Source organism: Brevibacillus sp. MS2.2, from assembly GCF_013284345.1.
In the GTDB taxonomy this organism is placed as follows: Bacteria; Bacillota; Bacilli; order Brevibacillales; family Brevibacillaceae; genus Brevibacillus; species Brevibacillus brevis_C.
This window is the reverse complement of sequence record NZ_JABSUZ010000009.1, coordinates 91530-112870: the sequence shown is the minus strand read 5'-3', so window position 1 is coordinate 112870 and position 21341 is coordinate 91530. Positions and strand designations below refer to the sequence as shown.

Annotated in this window: 18 protein-coding genes; 14 read left to right on the top strand and 4 right to left on the bottom strand. The window is 44.6% G+C overall.

What is annotated here, in order from left to right:
• The first annotated feature begins 191 nt into the window (after window positions 1–191).
• From HP568_RS10770 to HP568_RS10725, 10 genes are all read left to right on the top strand, one after another.
• On the top strand, window positions 192–1037 hold the full coding sequence (locus tag HP568_RS10770) for a MurR/RpiR family transcriptional regulator (protein ID WP_048035948.1): 846 nt from the start codon (window positions 192–194) through the stop codon (window positions 1035–1037).
• 172 nt (window positions 1038–1209) lie between these two features.
• Window positions 1210–2541, top strand: coding sequence for an ABC transporter substrate-binding protein (locus HP568_RS10765; protein ID WP_048034484.1), 1332 nt, complete (start codon window positions 1210–1212; stop codon window positions 2539–2541).
• Window positions 2542–2570: 29 nt separating this feature from the next.
• A complete protein-coding gene (locus HP568_RS10760) occupies window positions 2571–3518 on the top strand; it encodes a carbohydrate ABC transporter permease (protein WP_173629066.1) in 948 nt (315 codons plus the stop codon).
• 17 nt (window positions 3519–3535) lie between these two features.
• Window positions 3536–4363 carry a carbohydrate ABC transporter permease gene (locus tag HP568_RS10755; protein WP_048034482.1) on the top strand — a complete coding sequence of 276 codons (828 nt, stop codon included), beginning with the start codon at window positions 3536–3538 and terminating at the stop codon, window positions 4361–4363.
• 23 nt (window positions 4364–4386) lie between these two features.
• Entirely contained in the window at window positions 4387–5349 is a 963-nt protein-coding gene (locus tag HP568_RS10750; protein ID WP_173629065.1) for a GNAT family N-acetyltransferase, read from the top strand.
• Window positions 5350–5379: 30 nt separating this feature from the next.
• Entirely contained in the window at window positions 5380–6993 is a 1614-nt protein-coding gene (locus tag HP568_RS10745) for a glycoside hydrolase family 3 protein (protein WP_173629064.1), read from the top strand.
• 38 nt (window positions 6994–7031) lie between these two features.
• Window positions 7032–7946, top strand: a complete 915-nt coding sequence (murQ, locus tag HP568_RS10740; protein WP_173629063.1) for an N-acetylmuramic acid 6-phosphate etherase — start codon at window positions 7032–7034, stop codon at window positions 7944–7946.
• 174 nt (window positions 7947–8120) lie between these two features.
• On the top strand, window positions 8121–9056 hold the full coding sequence (locus tag HP568_RS10735; protein ID WP_048034478.1) for a cation diffusion facilitator family transporter: 936 nt from the start codon (window positions 8121–8123) through the stop codon (window positions 9054–9056).
• 300 nt (window positions 9057–9356) lie between these two features.
• A complete protein-coding gene (locus tag HP568_RS10730) occupies window positions 9357–13364 on the top strand; it encodes a KAP family P-loop NTPase fold protein (protein ID WP_173629062.1) in 4008 nt (1335 codons plus the stop codon).
• A 369-nt stretch (window positions 13365–13733) separates the two neighbouring features.
• Complete coding sequence (locus HP568_RS10725) at window positions 13734–14351, top strand: DUF3267 domain-containing protein (protein ID WP_173629061.1); 618 nt, start codon at window positions 13734–13736, stop codon at window positions 14349–14351.
• On the opposite strand, the gene HP568_RS10720 is transcribed toward HP568_RS10725, so the two are convergent.
• Window positions 14348–14689: a DoxX family protein gene (locus tag HP568_RS10720; protein ID WP_048034476.1), complete on the bottom strand. Its 342-nt coding sequence runs from the start codon at window positions 14687–14689 to the stop codon at window positions 14348–14350. The two genes, HP568_RS10725 and HP568_RS10720, sit on opposite strands and share 4 nt — an antisense overlap.
• Before the next feature lie 110 nt (window positions 14690–14799).
• Here HP568_RS10720 and HP568_RS10715 point away from each other — a divergent pair, with 110 nt between their 5' ends.
• Window positions 14800–15504: a Crp/Fnr family transcriptional regulator gene (locus tag HP568_RS10715; RefSeq protein WP_173629060.1), complete on the top strand. Its 705-nt coding sequence runs from the start codon at window positions 14800–14802 to the stop codon at window positions 15502–15504.
• A gap of 108 nt (window positions 15505–15612) precedes the next feature.
• Here HP568_RS10715 and HP568_RS10710 read toward each other — a convergent pair whose 3' ends face one another.
• Both HP568_RS10710 and HP568_RS10705 read right to left on the bottom strand, forming a co-directional pair.
• Window positions 15613–16281 (bottom strand): hypothetical protein, encoded by a 669-nt coding sequence (locus tag HP568_RS10710; RefSeq protein ID WP_048034475.1) that lies wholly within the window; start codon window positions 16279–16281, stop codon window positions 15613–15615.
• A gap of 174 nt (window positions 16282–16455) precedes the next feature.
• Window positions 16456–16650, bottom strand: a complete 195-nt coding sequence (locus HP568_RS10705) for a YgaP family membrane protein (protein ID WP_048034474.1) — start codon at window positions 16648–16650, stop codon at window positions 16456–16458.
• Window positions 16651–16807: 157 nt separating this feature from the next.
• On the opposite strand from HP568_RS10705, the gene cuyA reads away from it, so the two are divergent.
• Entirely contained in the window at window positions 16808–17806 is a 999-nt protein-coding gene (cuyA, locus tag HP568_RS10700) for a D-cysteate sulfo-lyase (RefSeq protein ID WP_173629117.1), read from the top strand.
• Between the two features lie 62 nt (window positions 17807–17868).
• Here cuyA and HP568_RS10695 read toward each other — a convergent pair whose 3' ends face one another.
• On the bottom strand, window positions 17869–18393 hold the full coding sequence (locus HP568_RS10695) for a DinB family protein (RefSeq protein WP_048034472.1): 525 nt from the start codon (window positions 18391–18393) through the stop codon (window positions 17869–17871).
• Between the two features lie 159 nt (window positions 18394–18552).
• Here HP568_RS10695 and HP568_RS10690 point away from each other — a divergent pair, with 159 nt between their 5' ends.
• Both HP568_RS10690 and HP568_RS10685 read left to right on the top strand, forming a co-directional pair.
• On the top strand, window positions 18553–19851 hold the full coding sequence (locus tag HP568_RS10690) for a hypothetical protein (protein WP_173629116.1): 1299 nt from the start codon (window positions 18553–18555) through the stop codon (window positions 19849–19851).
• A 236-nt stretch (window positions 19852–20087) separates the two neighbouring features.
• Window positions 20088–21317 (top strand): MFS transporter, encoded by a 1230-nt coding sequence (locus tag HP568_RS10685; RefSeq protein ID WP_048034470.1) that lies wholly within the window; start codon window positions 20088–20090, stop codon window positions 21315–21317.
• Window positions 21318–21341: the final 24 nt, after the last annotated feature.

Genomic DNA, 21341 nt, shown 5'->3' with positions numbered 1-21341 from the left:
GAAAAATTTATTACAGGACGAACAAAGGGAGAAAGTGTCGAAAAATAGTTTTGAAATTTTATTTCAAATCTGACAATTCATATTGATATTTTATTTCAAGTGTCTATAATACAAAATATGTAATCATTTACCAAAGTCACACTCGTTTGTAAGCGCTTAACAAATTCACGGGCAAAAGGGGTGGTTTCGTGTTGAATGGCGGGTTGCTGCGCATCCGCGAATCGTTGCACAATATCAAGCGTTCTGAACAAAACGCTGCGCATTACATCTTAGCCAATCCGGATGAGGTGATTCGTCTTTCCATCAAGGAGCTCGCGGAAAGAAGCGAATCCAGCCAAGCTGCCATCATACGCATGTGCAAAAGTATCGGTGTAGATGGTTTTCAGGAGTTGAAAATCAGAATAGCGGGTGATCTGCAATCGTCTACCGCTCAGGATGAATACAAAGAGATTCTTCCCGATGCTGATATGTACACCTTGATTGAATCGGTTTCGCTCAACAACATCCTCTCCTTGCGGGAAACGATCAAAATTTTGGATACAGAAGCAGTGGAGAAGGCGATTGGAGAGCTGTTCCGAGCCACTCGGATTGATTTTTACGGAGTGGGTGCTTCGCAATTGGTTGCCCAGGATGCCCAACATAAATTTTTACGCATCAATAAAATGTGCACCGCCCATTCGGATTCCCACTTGCAGCTTACTTCGGCAGTCACCTTGACGGCTGGTGATGTGGCAGTTGGCATCTCGAATTCGGGGGAAACCTCGCAGATCATAACCACGATGAAACAAGCCCGCAAATCGGGTGCTGTGACCATCGGCATTACCAAATACGGCACGAACTCCTTGGCGGAATGCGTGGATCTTCACTTAACCACGTTTTCAACAGAAGCGGATGAACGCAGTGCCGCCACTTCCTCACGAATCGCACAACTCAATGTGATCGACATCTTGTTTAGAGGTGTTGCTGCCAAAAATTACGACGTCTCTGCTGCGTACTTGCGCCAGACGCGTAAAGCTGTTCGGGAGCAATACAAATAAGCAAATCCTCCTGAGAATACACAAACTTCTGCCTTTATCCTTTTATCCTTACCAGTCAATAAAGAGTCCCTTACCTTCACCGTATCCACATGTGCCTAGTAGTATGTTAGGCGTTTAGAAATATCATTAGCTATGCAAGTTTTTTTACTTCATGCAATTGGGGAGGTTTTCCATGAAAAAGAAAAGGTTTCTCTCAGTACTCGGTTTGATTGGCTTAGCCGCGGCATTGCTTATTTCCGGATGTAGCAGCCAGTCCTCCACACAGCAGGGGGACAAAGTCGAATTGTATATGGGCTACAGCTCTGATCCGCCCACGAAGAAAAAGATGGAAGAAATTATTGCAAAATTCGAACAATCACATCCGCACATCAAAATCAAAACGATGACCGCTCCTTATGATGACTTCTATCAAAAGCTGACGACTCAGATCGCGGCCGGGAATGCGCCTGATCTTTGGCAGAGCGACGGGACAAAAGTATTTGGTTACGCCCAACGTGGCGCGATTCTCGACATCACCGACTACGTCACGAAAGAAATTAGCAAAGATGAGCTCAACGGTCTGGAGTTCAACAAAGACTCCGAGGGGAAGTATTGGGGTGTGCCGCAGGGCATCCAGGTCGGAGCCCTTTTCTACAACAAGGATTTGTTCGACAAAGCGGGCGTGCCATATCCTACGGCTGACTGGACCTGGGATGATTTGAAGGCGGCTTCTGTCAAGCTGACCCTCGATGCCAACGGAAAAAATGCAGACGATCCTGCTTTTGATAAAAAATCAGTGAAGCAGTACGGCTTCGCGTTTTTCGGTAGCTCACGCGGTGCGTTTAACATCTTGAAAGCGTATGGGGGCGGGGTACTGGACCCGACGTTGACAAAATCGATTATCAACAGCCCGGAGAACAAAAAAGCGGTCGAGTGGATGGTCGACGGCATGCAGCGCAAGTTATTCCCGAATCCGGCTGATTTGAAGGCGTTCCAAAGCAACTTCAAAGCGTTTTTGAGCGGGGCTGTGGCGATGCAAATCGATATTTACGCAGCAACAACCTCGATGAATGGTGCAGGGTTGAATTACGATGTCGCTCCTATGCCAAAAGGACCGGACGGCAAACGCTTCGCACCCGTAATCGCCAACTCATGGGTCATCAATAAAAAAGCAGAGGAAGAGAAGGTCAAGGCCGCTAAAGAATGGATCACCTACTGGACGACATCAGATGAAGCACAAAAAGAGTGGACAGAAGTAGGGGAAGCCATTCCAGTGAAAAAATCAGTGGCGAATTCCGAAATGTTCCTAAACCCAGCCACGAAGCCGGAAAACAAAAAAGTGTTCCTCGATACCTTGGAGTTCGCAGGCACGATTGATACCAACGCTGTCTTTACCGAGTGGGTGAAGGTGTTCACGGATAATCTGGCGGAGCTGTTTATGGATAAATACGGAACGGATGAATTCATTACGAAAACAGACCAAGGGATTCAAAAAGTTCTGGATGACTTCTTCAAGAAGCAGTAGTCATCTATCAGTGAGGATGTGTGACAACCATGCTAGAGCTGCAAACCAAGCAACAGGCGAAGCCTGCTGTGAAAAAGAGAAAAGGGTTGGATAGCGAGGGGAGATGGGGACTGCTCCTGGTCTCCCCTTATCTCATCCACTTTCTCGTGTTCGTCGTGGGAACATCGGTCGCTTCATTGTACTTCAGCTTTTCAGACTACGATATTTTAAATCCGCCTAAATGGACGGGCTTGGACAACTATGCAAAGCTGTTTGAAGACCCGCTGTTTTATCGCGCGTTATGGAATACGGTCTATTTTACGATCCTGTACGTTCCGGCCAAAACGTTTTTGGCGCTGCTGTTAGCAGTGGCCCTGAATCAAAAGCTGAAGGGCTTGAAATTTTTCAGGATGGTTCACTTTTTGCCGGTTATCTCCTCATGGACGGTGATCGCGTATGTAGCGGATGCGGTATTTAACCAGCGGATCGGTTTTGCCAATGCTTTTCTGTCCAAACTGGGCATCGCCCCGCAAAACTGGCTGATTGATGAATTCTGGGTCATCCCGGTCTTGGTTCTCATCGCCATCTGGAAGTCAGTCGGCTACATGATGATTATTTTTCTCGCTGGGCTGCAAGGAATTTCTTCTGACATGTACGAGGCAGCCTCGATTGATGGAGCCAACGCTTGGCAAAAGTTTTGGCGGGTGACAGTCCCGATGATTTCCGGCACGACGTTTCTGGTCGTCATCTTGAATACGATTTACTCCTTCCAAAACTTCGAGCAGATTTTTGTCATGACCGGGGGCTCTACAGAGGCAGGCTCGACAGGTGGTGCGAATAACGCTAGCCTCGTCCTGATGCTGTTCATGTTCCGCCAAGCATTCAGCTTTTTCAAAATGGGTTATGCCTCTGCCATCGCGTGGGTGTTGTTCCTCATCCTGCTAGCCATTACGCTCATCCAATTCAAGCTCCAAAAGAAATGGGTTCATTATGATTAAGAGGCAAGGAGGTAGCCATGCAAAAGCGTTTTCCTCTCAATAAAATCGTTGGATACCTGTTTGTCATAGCCAGTGCCTTGATTATGCTGGTTCCGTTTTTAACGACCGTGTTTAACTCTCTGAAAACTTACAAGCAGTACATGCAATTTCCGCCAGAATGGCTGCCCAATCCAGCACAGTGGAGCAACTATACAACCGTGTGGGAGCAGGCGAATTTTAGCAGCTATACGATCAACAGTCTGATTGTCGCGATTCTCTCGGTTATCGGGGCCCTATTGTCCAGCTCGATGATTGCCTTTGCCTTTGCAAGGCTGCGTTTTCCTTTTCGCGACACGCTGTTCATGATTGTGCTGGGAACGATGATGATCCCGGGGATCGTCACGATCGTCCCACAGTTTATTATCTTTAAAAATTTGGGACTGCTCGACACGTTGGCTCCGCTTTGGATTTTGGAGTGGCTCGGACAGCCGTTTGCCATTTTTTTAATGAGGCAAGCATTTTTGAACATCCCGAAGGATTACGAGGAAGCGGCAAAGCTGGATGGCTGCAATCCGTTCCAGATTTACTGGCGAGTATTTTTACCGATGTGCAAGCCTTCCTTGGCAACACTGGCAGTCTTTACGTTTATGGGGAAGTGGAATGAGATTTTAGCGCCGGTCATTTATCTCATTTCGGACGAGAACTTTACGCTGCCGATCGGGATTTTGTCTTTGAGCGGTCAGTACAAGACAGAGGACCAACTGCTGGTAGCGGGGGCATTGATCAGCTTGATCCCGATTTTGATCGTGTTTTTGTTTGCGGAGAAATATTTTGTGGAAGGCTCCAAAACTTCTGGATTGAAATAGGGCGTAAGGGAGGCTAGCATCCGATGCAATACGTACCTTGGGACGATCAATATGCGGACGCTCTGTGTGAGCTGTGGAATCAGGAGTTGGGTGAGCGCTTTCCCATGCGGCCTGGGCTCATGCGGCAAAACAGCTTCGAGGATCAGAATGTAGTCAAAGCCGGGTCGTGGATTGCGGTAGATGCTGTGACGCAGCGTCCTGTCGGTTTTGTCGTGGCCAAATGCTGGCAGGAAAAGCTCGACATTCAGTTGGGGAAAGGCATTGGCTGGATACAGGTCTTACTCGTTTCTACCTCTCATCGCGGGCAAGGGGTCGGACGTGAATTGCTGGCAAGGGCAGAAAATGCGTTGCGAGAGCAAGGGGTAGAAAAGGTCTTGCTGGGACGCGATCCGTATCATTATTTCCCGGGCATACCCGATGAATCTGCGGACGTAAAAGCGTGGTTTGAGAGACAAGGGTATCACTCGGAGGAGCGGCTGGAGAACGATCTGTTAGGCCAGTATCTCGAACCAGCGGAGCTAGAATTGCCAGAGGTACCAGATGGCCGCTTTCGACTGTTAACGAGGGCGGACCAAGATGCCTTCTTGGCCTTCCTGCATCGATGCTTTCCCGGGCGCTGGGAGTATGAAGCCATTCACTATTTTCAGCGGGGAGGAACTGGACGCGAATTCGTCGTGGTGGAGCTGCACGGTGAGATCGTCGGTTTTTGCCGAATCAATGATGCTCATTCTCCGTTTATTGCCCAAAACGTATACTGGGCACCATTGTTTGCAGATGGGCTGGGCGGCATCGGTCCACTGGGCGTGGATGCGGAGTATAGAGGTCGAGGTTTGGGACTAGCGATTGTGGAGGCGGGCATTGTGGCTTTGCGGAATCGCGGTATTCCAAACATTGTGATCGATTGGACGACGCTGGTCGACTTCTATGCGAGGCTCGGTTATCGCAGTTGGAAGCAGTATGCGAAGTACGGCAAAGCATTCTCATAACAAGAGCAAGTCGGTAGGGAGGTGGATTCCATGCAAGCCGAACATATGACAGTGGAACAGAAGGTCGGGCAACTGCTGATGATCGGTTACCCTACGCTGGATATTCCCGAAGAAATGGAAGCGTGGATCAAACAAAAACAGATTGGCAATGTGATTCTTTTTAGCCGCAATATCGGGACACCGGAGGAGACCTATCAGCGCGTACAGAAGCTCCAGAGCTGGGCGTATGAGTCTTGGCACCCCTATCCGCTGTTGATCGGGACCGACCAGGAAAATGGCGTGGTTTCCCGTCTGCAAAAAGGGGCGACGCGCTTTCCAGGCGCGATGGCTTTGGGTGCGACAGGCAATCTCGATCAAGCCAAGCGCATCTACCAGGCAACAGGTGAGGAGCTGCGTGCAGCAGGGATTTCAGTCAATTTTGCCCCGACAGTCGATGTGAACAATAATGCGGACAATCCGGTCATTGGGGTGCGGTCTTTTGGAGAAGCGGCAGAGCAGGTGGCGCGGTTTGGTGAGGCCGCTATTCAAGGCTTGCTCGCGAGCGGTGTCATTCCCTCTATCAAGCACTTCCCCGGTCATGGTGATACGAGCACTGATTCTCATGAAGCCGTTCCTGTGCTTGGGCATGATCGGACGCGACTGGATCAGGTCGAGTTGGTTCCATTCCAGCGCAGTATCGCGGCAGGAGTCCCCATGGTGATGGTTGGACATATCAGTTTGCCGAGTATGGATGCGTCGGGTTCTCCTGCTACGTATTCCAAGGAGATCGTGACGGGAATTTTGCGTGAGTCGCTCGGCTTTGATGGGGTCGCCATAACGGATTGTATGGAGATGGCAGCCATTGCGGGTACCATCGGGGTTCCGGAAGCGGCGGTGCGTTGTGTGCAGGCTGGGATCGATCTGGTTCTGGTTTCCCACACGCATGAAGTTCAGCAAAAAACGTATGAACGCCTCGTTGCGGCCATTCATTCGGGGGAGCTGTCAGATGAGCGGGTCAACGAAGCGGTAAATCGTGTGCTTCAATTAAAGATACGATTTCTTTCCTGGGAGCATTGCTTGCGAGCAAATGGCCCTTCCTTTGACCGTGTCCAACATGCAGACATGGCGAAAGATGCCCTCGCCCAAGCCATAACCTTGGTGAAAAATGAGCATCAGTTGCTTCCTTTACAGAGAAGCACGCAACCGCTCGGGGTGATTTTTCCGGGGATTTCCAACCTCACTTTGGCAGAGGATGGGCAAGCCGCTTCTGGGGATTTGGTCGCACCATTGAGAAAATATCGAGAAGTTGAATACCATATGATGTCGACACTCAACCCGACAGAGGATGAAGTGGATCTTGTGGAGAATGGGATGGCATCCTTGGAGCAAATCGTCGTTTTTACGTACAATGCCCATATCTTTAAAGGCCAATCGGTGCTGGTGAATCGGCTCGTTCAACAGGGAAAAAAGGTCGTGGCTGTCGCCTTGCGAAATCCGTATGATCTCTTGGTAATGCCAGAGGTCGATGCGTTTCTCGCCGTTTACGACCATACGTACCATGCCATCGAGCTTGTGGCAGACATTTTGTTCGGGGAACGAAAGGCCGCTGGACATCTTCCGGTCAGCCTGTTTCCATCGGAGAAAAAGCAGCATGGTGTGGGGTAGAAAGAGAAGATGAGAGTAGATGGGTGGGAGGTAACTGGATGAAGTTTCACCTGCGTGATTTAACGACTGAAACAAGAAATCGGAAAACAGAAGAGCTGGATAAATTCTCTACGATAGAAATTGTCCAGATTATGAATGAAGAGGATAAAACAGTTGCGTTTGCCGTTGAAAAGGAGCTGGCTTCGATTGCAGCGGCCGTTGATTTGGTCGCAGAATGTCTGGAAAACGGCGGAAGGCTCTTTTACTTTGGAGCGGGCACGAGTGGGAGATTGGGCTTGCTCGATGCTGCTGAATGCCCCCCAACCTTTGGGACGGACCCCTCATTGGTGCAGGGAATCATAGCAGGCGGGGAAAAAGCGATCGTCAAGGCAGTCGAAGGAGCCGAAGACGTGGAGCAGAACGGCAGAGAAGATGTGATTGCCTATGGCGTAAAGGCAGGGGATGCCGTGGTAGGAATTGCGGCGAGTGGTCGGACACCCTATGTCATCGGAGCATTGGCGGAAGCAAGAAGGCAGCAGGCAAAAGTCATTTCGTTGTCCTGCAACCAAGTAGCGCAGATCAGTCAAGGTGTGGATGTAGCGATTAATGTGGTAGTAGGGCCAGAGGTGGTGACCGGATCGACACGCTTAAAAGCAGCGACGGCACAGAAGATGGTTCTCAATATGATTACGACCGGATGTATGGTCCGGTTGGGGAAAGTGTACAAAAATTTGATGGTCAATGTGCAGGTAACCAATGAGAAACTGAAGGAACGGGCAAAACAAATCGTGGCAGAAGCGACCCATGTCTCTACCGATGAGGCAGACATACTGTTGCACAAGGCAGACGGTGACGCAAAACTGGCGATCGTGATGCAAAAGACGGGGTTGCCAGCAGAAGAGGCAAGGCAGTTGCTCGCCCAGTACAAGGGGAATATTCGACGGATTTTGGAAGGGAATCACAATCAGGAATGATCAGCCTAATCCTTTTGGATGAGGCTTTTTTTGTCTTGGTACGAGATGACTGGTAATGAAAATCACTTGTATGATCCATAAAATGTTCATTTGAATATTGTCGTAAAAGAGGATATGATTACATTAATTCTTACATTATAATTTTTATAATTTAAATGGACAGAGGTGATACGTATGAAAAAGGGTGATTTTCACCATCTTGATCATGTGAAAGAACAGCAAACATCGAAGAAAACATTGTGGATTACGCTCCTATTGACGTTGTTTTTTACGATCGTGGAGGTTGTGGGAGGCTTGATGTCCAATTCACTCGCGCTCCTGTCCGACTCCGCCCATATGATTTCTGACGTCTTTGCTTTAGGGTTGAGTATGACCGCTATTTATATGGCGACACGTAAGCCGACGAAGAAGTACACGTTCGGATTTCTCCGTTTTGAAATTATTGCTTCGTTCTTGAATGGCTTGGCTCTTGCCGTGATTTCGATCGGGATTGTCATTGAAGGGATCAAAAGGATGATTAATCCGCAAGACGTTGATTTGCAGTTGATGCTGACCATTGCATCCATCGGTTTGGTTGTAAACATCGTGCTGACCATCGTACTTTCCCGCAGTATGAAGGAAGAAGACAACCTCAATGTAAAAAGCGCGTTATGGCACTTTATTGGAGATTTGCTCAGCTCCGTTGGTGTGATTACGTCGGCAATTCTCATTTACATGACCGGCTACTACCTGTTCGACCCGTTGATCAGCTTGGTGATTGGGGGAATTATTTTTACAGGTGGTGCCAAAATTATTCGTGAATCGCTGCTCGTGTTGATGGAATCTGTTCCAGAGCAGTTTGATCTCGATCAAATCCGTCAGGACCTCAGTGAAGTAGAGGGCGTGGAGGATGTTCATGAGCTGCACCTGTGGGCGGTATCCACGGAACATTACTCCCTGACAGCACATGTGTTCGTTCGTGAAGGAATCCAACCGTATTGTGTCATTCTGGCGATTAATCACATTTTGCAAACGAAGTACGGAATTGACCATTCGACGATTCAGATCGAGCACCCGACGATTCTGGATCACGGGGAATATGGCAAGCAATTTTTGCTTAAGCAAGCTTGAGCCAGTAAGAAGAGATTTAATCAGATGTTCAAGAGTTTAAGACAGTCAAGTGGCTAGTTTTCGAGGGTGGACCTAAGAAAGCTAGCCTTTTTTCTATTCCATAACATGTGGTGTGTACCGCAATAGACTGGCATGTACTTTATTTGAACACATAGGTAAGAATTAATAATAATTCCTTTAATGCTGGTTTCATATCACCATTTAATTTAAAGATACAAGAGAGAAAAAGTAAACTTTTGTTAACACAATTTGTAAATAAATGTAGAATGGTATTAAAAATGCTGTAAGGTGGTATATAAAATGAACTATAAAAAATATTCGCTACCAGCAATTTTAGATAGAGAGTTAATTGATCCAGATCACGATGCTTTTGGACACAGGCATTACTCACTTGCATTAAGAAGCTTAATTGAAGATCACTCTCCCCCATATAGTATTGGTCTTTTAGGTTCATGGGGTGTTGGTAAAAGCTCTATTAAGGAGTTTTATTTATCTGATCTGAAAATGGATGATTCCAAAGATGGTAATGGACAAAAGAGAGCTCAAAAGGTGCACACTATTACATTTAATGCTTGGAGATATGGTGGCGATGATGTCAAAAAAGCACTGCTTAGACATGTTTATATAGCTATTGGTGGTGACGAACAGGAACTAAAAGATCAATTGTATAATCAACTATCTGAAAATGTATTTAAGCCGCGAAGTTGGAAAGAAATTGGCGTTGATTTTTTTCAAAGATATCTTTGGAATTTTACGCAAATTGCTTTCGTTTTATTAGTATTCGGTATTATTTACATGGCAATATCATCTGGACTAGGTGATACGCATAAGACTGCACTTGCGTCAATATTAGCGATAGTATCAGGTGCTGTAATTAGATACCTGTTCTCAGCTAATGGATTCATTGTCCCGAGGTACTCAAATGTAACAAAGGTTTATCCGCCAAGTGCAAATGCAGAGCAGTATGCGGACTTCCTTATTTTACAACTACGAAAATATAGACAATCCAGCGAAGGTAAAAGACTAGAGAGGATTGTTGTATTCGTTGATGATTTAGACCGTCTGTCCGCTGACGAAATGGTAAATGGTCTAGACGCCGTAAGAATTTTTATGGAAATTCCAAAAGAACACTTACCTAGTGGTTTGGGAATTACATTTGTATTGTCGTGTGATGAGGAAAAAATTTCATATGCCCTAGCTAATCGTAGGAATGGGAAGGAACTTCCTGCAACTATAAATAATCGTCAGGATGCAAGACGTTATTTAGATAGGATTTTCCAATTCAGGCTCGAAATCCATCCTTTTCCAAAGAGGGACATGAGAAATTTTGCGATAAATAAGTTGCGGGAGATTTTACCGAATTTTGAAGAGGAGATGAGTATAAAGGGGCTAGGTTTGTCAGATGTCATTGATCGTCTAGTACATATTAAAGTACAAAGTCCTCGGAATGCACTACAACTAGTGAATTTATTTGCTCAGACGTGGTGGTTGGCTCATCAAAGAGAAAAAGATGGAACGGGTTCAGAAAGACCTGGGGGAGTAAAAGATGGGACAATTACAGAGCATCCTGTAGCCCTTGCAATAATTTGTGCTCTCCGGGTCGATTTTCATTATTTTTATCAAGACTTACTTGAGGAACCCTCTTTAATTGAAGCATTTACTAGAAGATTTATTCGTCCCAATGAGGGAGAAGAATCAGAGAGAATAAAAAAGATATTAGATTCTTACTCTTTAGATTCTAATAATTTGAGCCAAGTTAAAATGGAATTTAAGGAATTGAGACAGTATCTCTCCAGTATCCAAGGAATGCGTTTTCCAAGTTCTATACAACCATTACTTTACTTGAGTCAGGACTCATTGAGTAGGAGTATCGGAGATAACCGAGCACTATATGAAAATTTAGTATCAGGCGATTCTAAAGGATTCCTAGAAGAGTTAAGTGCTAACATCCATGATAAACCACTCTCTGTTGGAACAATGAGAGTTATTCACGATATCGTTGAAGAATTAAGTGACGAAACTAGAGCGGTATTAAATAATGTTTCAGTTGTATTGGCGGAAATATCAAATAGATTTCCAACAACATCTGAACATACGATAATTGGCTTCATTTGTAATAATATATCTGAGAGTAATGAACTGAGATGGAGAATAGGATTAAATAAAATTAGAGAAATTATTCAACTTGCCAGCAAAGAAGAAAGAAAAGATATCATAAAAACCTTGATAAGGGATTTTATTAGAGACGAAGGCGATATTGAATACAAATCTTTATCTGGACAAACTCCACCATTACAGGATGCGTTAATTTTAACCGAACTAGCAGTGGAGATAATTTTAGAGGTATCAGAAAAAGATGGATTTTCTAGTGAGTTTTTGCCTTTAATAGATTGGCTTCGATATCGGAGAGTATCAGTGAATAACAAAGAAACGTCTCTCTCATTTGCTAGTTTCAATAAATGGTTTAATTGTCATAAGAACATACTGATTGATCGTATTGGTTTAGATTACGTAAGAGAAGGGCTTAAATACAGTCAGCAAAATGATGATCTTGATCAAGATATATTTGAGATGGTAGTAATGGAAGTATTAAATAGGTTCTGGATAAAAGGGGAGGAGAGCCGACAGGAAGTTTGGGAGATTATTAATGAATGCTTATTAAACAAGAGTGAAAATGTAGTTAAGAATGCCTTGAATTTTATTAAATTACATTATACTGAAATTCCAAACGTTCAATACAATAATTTGGTTAATAATCTCTCCACGAGGTTAAAAAGAAGTGTATCGGAAGATGAAATGAGATTTGAAAGAGAAGATGAAGGTTTTATAGGACTGCATTTTATACTAACCAACGTGAACGGGGAACTAGATGTTGTGGCATTAAATCAGCTCTCAGGGTTAGCAAATGTGTGTAACATAGATTCGATAAGGTCTAAATGGGCATGCTCTATTTTAGAAAAGCTACAGGACAAAAATGAGGAAACATTTTTGGAAGTTATTGAAGTATGGATCAATAGTTTCTATGATAAACTCGATGAAAAATGTATTGCTTGGATTTCTAAAAATTATGGTTTATTAACCGAATCTTTACAAATAAAAGTAATAGCACATCTGAATTATTTACACAATTACCAAAATTTCAAGAAAAGTGAGCTTCGTAAATATAAGGTTTTCCTTCATCAGCTCGATAAAAAATTCCTTAATAGTGGAGGAATAAAAAACCATTTGGAACAAGTATTTAGGTACTTAAAAGAACGGTATCAAGATGGTAATAACTATCTCACTAATTTATTTCCAATTGTGTCACCTTTATTAAATAATATCGATAGCACAGAAATAGATTCTATGTTAACGTATTTGTTTTCACAGCAAGATACCATTAATAATCTAAGCAGAATATCAATGCTATCAAGAAACATGACAGATAATTGGCCTAGTAATAATATAAGTGGTGAGTATATTTTTAATCATTTAAGTAGTGCTGTAAGAACACATGGTGATAAAGATGAGAATGTTTATGTTTTTAAAGCGATGAATTCTTTGATAGACAAAAATCTTGTTTCAAACCAACAAGACAAAACTTTGTGGGAATTAGGGATGATTTTATGGCCTACCCATAAAGCAGAGATCGTTGAGATTTTAATTAATCTCTCTTTATACCCTTCAAAAGAACAGGCTCTGCAGCTTTATGAGGGAACAGATATTTCAAAAACAAAGGATATGGAAGAATTACTTAAGGTTTGGGAATCTGTCGTTAATAATAAAAATAGTTCTTTGTTTATTGAAGTAGTTAAGTTATTTTTGGAGAAAAGTACTAGCGAGTATGATAAAGGATTGTCTTCCTGGATTTATTTGCACAATGCGTTAATGAATAACCTGTTAGAGTTGCTCACTGGAGATTCTTTAAATAATGAGCAAAGTAGGAGACTTACACTGTTACTAATTGAAAATGATATATTCGATAAACCGTTTGCAATTAAAATTTTGCATATTACATCTCAAATGTCTATTGATAGGGAGGATTTTGACGGGCCATTAAAAGTGGTTTTGAGTAATAGGGAGAAGTTTTCAAAAGTGATAGATCCGGATAATTCTTCTGGAGATCTACAGGATAGTATACTTAGTACATTTGTAAAGCTCAAAAATAGAACTTTAAAAAAAGAATTTACAAAATGGTTATCAGAAATCAAAGGAGGAAAAGCTTTTTATAAATTAAGAAAAGACATATCAGGATGGGATCAAGATGACATAGAAATTCTCTTAGAATTTTTCCCGAACTCTGAGATTTTGAAAAAATTGAAGGAGTAAAAATGAAACTGCATAGTTAAAGGGAATAAAAAAATAATTAAAAGTAGTTAGATAGAAAAAAGCATTCTTTTGGTCATCGAATATCGTGATGTACTTTAAGTTCTTCAGAGAAACCACTGGATTAGGCTGTTGTGATAAAGTTTAGATTCTATTAAAATGACAACAGCATCTATGAACAATATGGTGAGTTAACGATGAAGTTATGAAAAATCTCGTCGCCTAGTTAAAAAAGTACGGAAATTTTTCTGTTAGAAATGATGTGAAATGGCTAATTTCCATGGAACTTTGGAGTTAGCCTTTTTTGTTGATTTCCCAAGAAACGAAACTGACCACAGATTCTAACGTCTAAATAAGTGATGGAGGTTTTTCATGAGAATCACAACCAAACTGCCCCAGTACCATGAACATGTACATATCGAGTTGATGAAAAAGGAATGGGTTCCACTGAAAGAACCACAGAGTTTGGGCAAGGCCACTCTTTTATCGATTCCTTTCATGCTGATCAATGCACTCATTGCCTTTGGGATCATCCATATTTTTTCGCCAATATCCCTTCAAGAATTTGGACTGACATCCGGCTCCCTATCCATATCCATTGACTTCAGTGTGATTTTTTTCTTACTTGCCTTGGTTATTTTTCATGAATGCTTGCATTTGATTTTTATCCCCAATTTCATGAGATCAGAAAAGACATGGATGGGGCTTACCTTGTTTGGAGGGTTTGTCGCAACGGAAGAAAAGATTCCAAAATCACGATATATACTGATTACCATCGCCCCATTCATTATCCTTTCGGTTTTGCTGCCATTTCTTCTAGGTTTTTTGGGGCTGTTCACTACCGTATTAAAATTTTTGGTTTTGATAAACGCAATCGCTTCATCCGTCGATATGCTGAATCTTTTCCTGGTAATGAAGCAAGTTCCGAAACAGGCAATCTTGATCAGTAACGGACAAAAGACGTATTGGAAAGCGCCCGAAAACGATTAAAGCCAAAGGAGAAGCAACGAGCAAATAAGCATAAATACCGCATTTATCGCCATGACGGGCTTATGCTTTGCCCGAAAAAGATGGGCATGGATAGCTCCAAGCATGAGGATGGCGAACAGGATGCAAGCGAGTGTTAATACTCCAGGAATCCAAAAGGAGCTAATCACGCCGATAACTCCGACCAGCTCAAGTGAGGCAATCATGTCCATGAACCAAAGTGGGTACCCATATTCCTTCCAGTGCTGGAGCATAGATGTTGCGCGTGAAAACTTCATTAACACAGAGATGGAAAACATCAAGGCCAAAATCAGTGAAAGAATCATGATGAATGTGTTCAACGGTTTACACTCCTTTGTTCATTCGAAAATCCATTCCTTAACGAGGAGTATAATGGGAGTGATCCATACAATATGTAGTCCAGCCTACAGTGAGCAGGAGGAAGTGAACCGTGATCGAAAAGGAGAAGTTTTTATCCCGCATCAATTTGTTTCAGTCGTTAAGTGAAGTGGAGCTAGCCCAATTGGAACCAGCGACTCCTATGGAAGTGGTCAAAAAAGGAACGATGATTTCCACCCCTCACCTGGAGCAGAAAAGGCTGTTTTTGATCAAGGCCGGGAAGGTTCGTTTATACAAGCTTTCGGCTGACGGCAAAGAGCTAACGATTGATTTGCTCGGCACGGGCCATGTGTTTGGCGAGATCGGCTCGTTTACGATTAGTTCAACCAATATGTACGCCGAAGCGTGGGAAGATTCGGTGATTTGTTCGATTGATAAAGGACAATTTGAAGAGCTGATGCTAAAGAAGCCGAGGCTTGCCTTGCATTTTATCGAGATTGTCTCGAATCGTTTGCAAGAGGTAGAAGAAATGATGGAGCTCATGGCGTATGGTAGTGTGCGTCAGCGTCTTCTGTATTTGCTGGGCAAGCTGTGCGAGAAATATGGGGGAGAACCTCAGGATGATGCACCAGAATGGATCGAGCTGGCAGTGAACCTGACGCATCAGGAGCTGGCTAGCATGATGGGATGTATTCGTGAAACGGTGACGGAGACGCTTCACGAGCTAACAGCGGAAGGTGTTGTGAAGAAGACTGGTCTGCGTAAGCCGTTATGGCTGCATCAGGAACGTTTGAGAGAAGCATTGGAGAGAGTGTAGTTGCTATCGCGGATGGAAATAGAGCCAACCAATAAAAATCCCGTTGCCCTATCAGAAGGGGACGGGATTTTTGGTATGGCCAGAAATGATCGTGCTCGCTATTATCTTTTAATCCGAAACAACGATCTCAACTGCTTCGGACACTTCATCGTATTTGTTCTTGGCAGTGACATTGATTGTAAATTTTCCGGCTTTTTCAGCTTTGAAGAGGACAACTTTCTTGTTTTCATTGCCGACCCGCTTCGTGTAAAGCTCAGTAACCTGTGTACTGTAAGTGAATTGAGGAGTGGATTTTGAACTGTATGTGATGAGAATAGGCACTTCTTTGCCTTTTTTGACATGGATGGTGTTCGGTGTGACATTCAAGGTGATTTTATTTGGGTCCTTGATCGAAAGAGTTGCAATGAGTTCTATTTTCTTTTCTCCTTCAAGGCTCTTGTGAGTGGCTTGGTAAGCGAGCAAGTAGATACCTTGAGAGGTAGGCTTCAGGTAACCTGTGGTTGTATAGGTAGCTTTGGTTTTGCTATGGGTAGTTCGGACACTGGTGATCTTATCCTTATCATTGCCACCAATTGTTTTCAGCAAAAACTTGGCATCGGTAATCTGCCCGGCTGTTTTTGTTTCTACAGATAGCTTAATCGATTCACCAGCATTGTAAGTTTCCTTTAATCCTACAAACTTCGCCTCGTAAGCGGCAGGATTTGGAGCAGCAAAAGCACCGCTTGACATGGTTAACACCATGGCTAAAGCGATGGCAATTCGCAGGAGTGTTTTCATAGATTTCCCTCCACGATTGAAATTGGTTTACAGTCTGCCGATTATATTATCCCTATTATTCCTGATATTTACAATTGGGAAATGTTTAAATTTTCGACAAAAATTTTTAAAAAAAGAACGCCCCAACAAAGAGGCGCTCTGAGCTCAAGCTATTCAACTTTCGTGACATTTGAATTACGACTTAACCTTGCAGGAATTCATTCCGAAAAGGCGGTAAAGAAAGCATTGTTGAGTCAGCGCAGTATAGAGTAAGGGAACGCCAATGAATGAGAGGTACTGCAAACCCCCTTCTAGAATAAAGAACAAGGAGAGAAACGCTAGCCCAGCAACGCCACGAAAAATTTGATCAAATGTACCTACGTTTTTCATGATCAGCCTCCTGATTACTGTGGTTTATGAGACCCATTGTATCGGGCAATCTTATATTTGCCTGTAACAAAGTCACATAATGCGAAGGAATTCGTACACCGCAAAGCGTATGAATACCAGATACACTTCAAACCTCAAATCGAAGGGAACGAAGGGCATGAACTATATCCGTTACCAGCGTAAAATTTATACACACGGACATACACCAATCGAAAGGCTGGAGCGACTGTCCAAGGAGTTGGGAGGACCGAGCATTTCTATCAAGCGAGACGACTTGCTTGGCTTGACAGCAGGGGGAAACAAGACGCGAAAGCTGGAGTATTTGGTGGCGGAGGCAATCGAGCAAGGGGCAGACACGTTGATTACATGTGGAGCTGTCCAATCCAATCACTGCCGGTTGACTCTGGCGGCGGCAGTTCGCGAAGGGCTGCATTGCCAGCTCGTGCTGTCCGCGCCTGAGACGGGCGAGTACCAATCGCAAGCGAGCGGCAATCATCTGTTGTTCCATCTGCTGGGGGCAGAAAAAATGGAGGTCATTCCCGCAGAGGCAGATTTGCTAGTAGCTATGGAAGAGCTGGCTGAAAGTCTGAGAAAACAAGGCAGAAAACCATATCTGATCCCTGTCGGAGGCTCCAACGAAGTCGGGTCTTTGGGATACATGGCGTGTGCGGAAGAAATCGAGCAGCAGGCTTGGGAAACGACGACTCCGTATGATTATGTCGTGACGGCAACGGGAAGTGGCGGTACGCAAGCCGGTCTGCTTGCTGGTTTTATGGCGCGTCAGTCTAACACAAAAGTAATCGGGATCAATGTCAGCCGCGATCGGGCAGCACAAGAAGCAAAGGTGATGGGGTTGCTGCACAGTACGGCTGCACTGATCGGTTTGCAAGGGGACATACGAGCAGAAGCTGTGCTTTGCGACGACAGATTTGTCGGGCCAGGCTATGCGATTCCGACGGAGGGTATGATCGAAGCCGTTCAGCTCCTTGCTCGGACAGAAGGGATTTTGCTAGATCCTGTCTATACCGGAAAGGCGATGGCGGGGTTGATTGGCTTAATTCGCGAAGGGCATTTTAACACGAGTGATCACGTATTGTTCCTGCATACGGGTGGCTCCCCTGCGCTGTATACGGTTCCACAGTTGTTTTTACCGTAAAAAAGACAGGCAGTGGCAGCGATGACGTACATCTGCGTTCAGAGCTGCCACTGCCTGTTCGGTTATTTGTTCAGGATACCTAAATATTCACTCCATGGCCCTACATCAACTGTGTACCTTTTGGCCATGACCCGTACAATTTGCGCCGTATGCGTTAAATCATGGACGACCCACGTAGAGAGCAATTCCCGTACCTTCACGACCCCAAAAGCGGGATGGAGTCCGGTTAATTCCAGATGCTTTTCCGGTTCCACGAGCGTTCGCAGCTTGGCTATGTTTTGGGCACGAAGTGTTTTGAATGCCAGCAGCTTTTGCTCGAATGATCTTTCTGACGTCTCCTGTAAGTGAGCGAAGCGATCAAAGGGAGGAAACGGTTTACTCTCTCCCTCTTGAAGAATGATCTCCAGACGCGGGAGCCAGTTTGTTTTCTCCGCCTCGATCAGGTGTTCAATCACCTCAGTAGCATGCCAGGTGCCGTCGCCTTCATTGTGCAGCAACCACCCATCTGATAAGCCCGTTAACAGGGATTCCAATGCTTGTGGCGTACGCTCTAGAACCTCAATCGCTTCTTCCAGATTAAAATTCATGGTACGACTCCTTTCGGTATGGAATCCGGAGTTATTCGTCTTTCACCAACGTCATCCCTTCCTATTTGTTTGGAGAAGGGTGGATTTGTTTGCGTGAATACGTATAGAATGGTCGTAAGTAAGGCTCGTCTAAATAGAAACGCAGAGGTTGATAGATGGATGTTTAAAATCGGCGTGGTGGGTCCCAAGCAATCGGTAGAAAGGATTCTTATGGTTGCAAAGGAATTCGAGGAAGGAATGAATTTTGTTCCGTATCCGTATACAGAGACAAAAGAGACAGAAAAAATCGTCTTGGAAAATGACCAGTACGTGGATCATTGGCTTTTTTCCGGACCGATTCCGTACTTGATTGCCAGGCAAGCATTGGATGATGACAAGCGGATGGAGCATATTTACCCGACGGAGTCCAGCATCTATAAAGGCTTTTTGGAAATGGTCTACACCCATCGGAAATTAATCGATCGCGTCAGCATCGATATGCTTTTATCCACCAAATTCATGGAAGATTCCCTGCACAGCATCAACATCTCTGTTAGCGATATGTATATGAAGACGTTCGAAGCTACGATCGATCCGCAGGAGCTGCAGGATTTTCATCTTGCGCTATGGAAGGAGAAAAAGACAGACGCTGCCATGACCTGCTATCCGACCGTTTATCAAGCGCTAGTAGAGGCAGGTATCCCAGCCTATTGGATCTCGCCAAGCCATATGGAGATCCAGCAAACGGTACGCGTGTTTGTCGAGAAAGTGCGGACGTCGTATTTCAAGGATACACAGATCGGAATCGAGATGATTGAGGTCGAGCAATTTGACAGAATCAAGGAGGGCGCAAAGACCCCGTATCATTTGCAATATTTGGAGCTACGTATAAAGCAAGCCTTGATCAAGCTGTGTGAGCAAGTAGACGGATCACTTCTGGAGCAGGGGAATGGCCGATATGTCATCTTCAGCACGCGCGGGACGATTCACAGGGAGATTCCTACCTTGCAAAACACAGTGGAGTTTTTGGCAAAAGAAGCAGATACGCCGGTCGCTGTCGGAATCGGTTTTGGAGAGACGGCTTTTGCAGCAGAGATGAATGCACACCGAGCCTTGCGTCAATCAAAGGAAAAAGCTTCACGAGATATCGTGATGATCCAGGATGACGGAACGATCGTGGAGTGGGTCGGTCAGGAAGAAGAGCTCATCTACTCGTATCGTGCCGACGATGATGAGGTTTTGGAAAAGCTGAAAAAGGGAAACATCAGCGTCAAAAGCTATAAAAAGCTCGATGCCTTGCTGCAAAAAATGGGTTGGACCGATTTCACGACAAAGGATCTGGCCAAATATTTGCAAATGAGCGAGCGAAATGCACAGCGAATCGTCGCGGATTTGTGCGCTGTTGAGCTGGCGGAAAGCTCAGGGGAGGAATCGCAATCAACGCGAGGAAGACCCATCAAGCGATACCGACTTTTGTAAGCACCCTGTTTACGGGTGCTTTTTTCATTGCAGAGAAATCGAAATGTTAAAAAAAACCGTTGCCAATAGTCTCAACATTTCGTAATGTATATATAACGACATGTCGTAATATATGCGGTAAATAAGAAAGCTGGACCATATTTGCGCGGATCGTCAGTCATCGAAAGAGATGAATGCGCTTTCGCCAAAATGAAAGACTAGCTTAGTCATGCATCTAGAAGGAGGTATCCACACATATGGTATCAGCACGCACGAGAAACTGGATTTTAGCGCTTCTGTTTTTGGGCTGGGCATTAGGGAACCTGGATCGATACGTTATGAACTATGCCATTTTATCGATCACAGAAGACTTGCAGCTTAGTGCTTCATCCACGGGATTATTGCTCAGTAGTTTTTTTGCTGGTTATGCACTCATGCAAATGCCTGGAGGCTGGCTGGCAGACCGATTTGGTGCCAGAAAAGTACTCATCGCTTCTGTTGTCATGTGGTCCATTTTTACGGGGCTGACCGGAGCCGCTTGGTCGATGGCTTCCATGATTCTCATCCGTTTTCTGTTCGGGATCGGTGAAGGTGGTTTCCAACCAGCCAGCTCGAAGATTATCGCTACCATCTTTCCAGTTAAGGAACGCTCGCGAGCCATGTCCGTGATGCTCTCCTCTAGTGCCATTGTTGGACTTTTCTCTCCGATTTTATCCGTTTGGATGATTCAAACCATGGGCTGGCGAACCATGTTCGTCGCCATTGGAGCGATTGGCGCCATCATTGCTTTCCTGTTCTGGCGCTATATTAAACTTCCACAAACAGAAACTGCAATGAATACAACTGGCTCCGATCAACCAAAAAGCTCAGTGGCTATGCTGTTTAAAACACCGTTGCTTTGGAGTCTGTTAATCGCTTACTTTAGCATTTATGCAGTAAACTGGGGCCTCGTAACCTGGATGCCAACCTACTTGAGTAAGGTACGCGGACTGGATATGATTTCACTTGGCTGGCTACAAACGATTCCTGGCTTCGCTACGTTGGTTGGTATCTATGTGAGTGGCTATGTACTGGACAAGCTGCCTAAAGGTCGCGAAAAAATCATTGGTAGTTTCTCCTGTGTGGTAGTTGCGGTCCTCTTGTACTTCATGTTTACTGCATCGAGCGTGACGATGTTTATTACGTATCAAGCCATTGTGTCGCTGTTCCTTTCCTTTGTGATCATTCTGTTGCCGTCTGTTGTCCTGAAAAATCTTCCGGCTGCCGTAGCGGGAACAGGGATGGGCATCGTGAATACAGGTGGACAGCTAGCTGGCTTTATCACGCCAATGGCGATTGGTTTTATCGTTGAAGCGTTTAACGGCTCATTTGATGCAGCGTTCTGGATGCTGATCGGCTTCGCGGTTATCTGCATCGGCGCACTATTATCGTTGAACTATGAAAAAGGCGAGCTGTTGAAGCAAAACGCCGACAGTGCATCCGCCTGAACATCGAGAGAAAGGAGCGTATGA

What these genes read in the sequence shown, in the direction of transcription:
- HP568_RS10685 (WP_048034470.1), top strand. Translation starts at nt 20,088, where the DNA reads ATGGTATCAGCACGCACGAGAAACTGGATTTTAGCGCTTCTGTTTTTG.
- HP568_RS10705 (WP_048034474.1), bottom strand. Translation starts at nt 16,650, where the DNA reads ATGAAAAACGTAGGTACATTTGATCAAATTTTTCGTGGCGTTGCTGGG.
- HP568_RS10745 (WP_173629064.1), top strand. Translation starts at nt 5,380, where the DNA reads ATGCAAGCCGAACATATGACAGTGGAACAGAAGGTCGGGCAACTGCTG.
- HP568_RS10735 (WP_048034478.1), top strand. Translation starts at nt 8,121, where the DNA reads ATGAAAAAGGGTGATTTTCACCATCTTGATCATGTGAAAGAACAGCAA.
- HP568_RS10760 (WP_173629066.1), top strand. Translation starts at nt 2,571, where the DNA reads ATGCTAGAGCTGCAAACCAAGCAACAGGCGAAGCCTGCTGTGAAAAAG.
- HP568_RS10725 (WP_173629061.1), top strand. Translation starts at nt 13,734, where the DNA reads ATGAGAATCACAACCAAACTGCCCCAGTACCATGAACATGTACATATC.
- HP568_RS10750 (WP_173629065.1), top strand. Translation starts at nt 4,387, where the DNA reads ATGCAATACGTACCTTGGGACGATCAATATGCGGACGCTCTGTGTGAG.
- HP568_RS10755 (WP_048034482.1), top strand. Translation starts at nt 3,536, where the DNA reads ATGCAAAAGCGTTTTCCTCTCAATAAAATCGTTGGATACCTGTTTGTC.
- HP568_RS10710 (WP_048034475.1), bottom strand. Translation starts at nt 16,281, where the DNA reads ATGAAAACACTCCTGCGAATTGCCATCGCTTTAGCCATGGTGTTAACC.
- HP568_RS10690 (WP_173629116.1), top strand. Translation starts at nt 18,553, where the DNA reads ATGTTTAAAATCGGCGTGGTGGGTCCCAAGCAATCGGTAGAAAGGATT.
- HP568_RS10695 (WP_048034472.1), bottom strand. Translation starts at nt 18,393, where the DNA reads ATGAATTTTAATCTGGAAGAAGCGATTGAGGTTCTAGAGCGTACGCCA.
- cuyA (WP_173629117.1), top strand. Translation starts at nt 16,808, where the DNA reads ATGAACTATATCCGTTACCAGCGTAAAATTTATACACACGGACATACA.
- HP568_RS10730 (WP_173629062.1), top strand. Translation starts at nt 9,357, where the DNA reads ATGAACTATAAAAAATATTCGCTACCAGCAATTTTAGATAGAGAGTTA.
- murQ (WP_173629063.1), top strand. Translation starts at nt 7,032, where the DNA reads ATGAAGTTTCACCTGCGTGATTTAACGACTGAAACAAGAAATCGGAAA.
- HP568_RS10765 (WP_048034484.1), top strand. Translation starts at nt 1,210, where the DNA reads ATGAAAAAGAAAAGGTTTCTCTCAGTACTCGGTTTGATTGGCTTAGCC.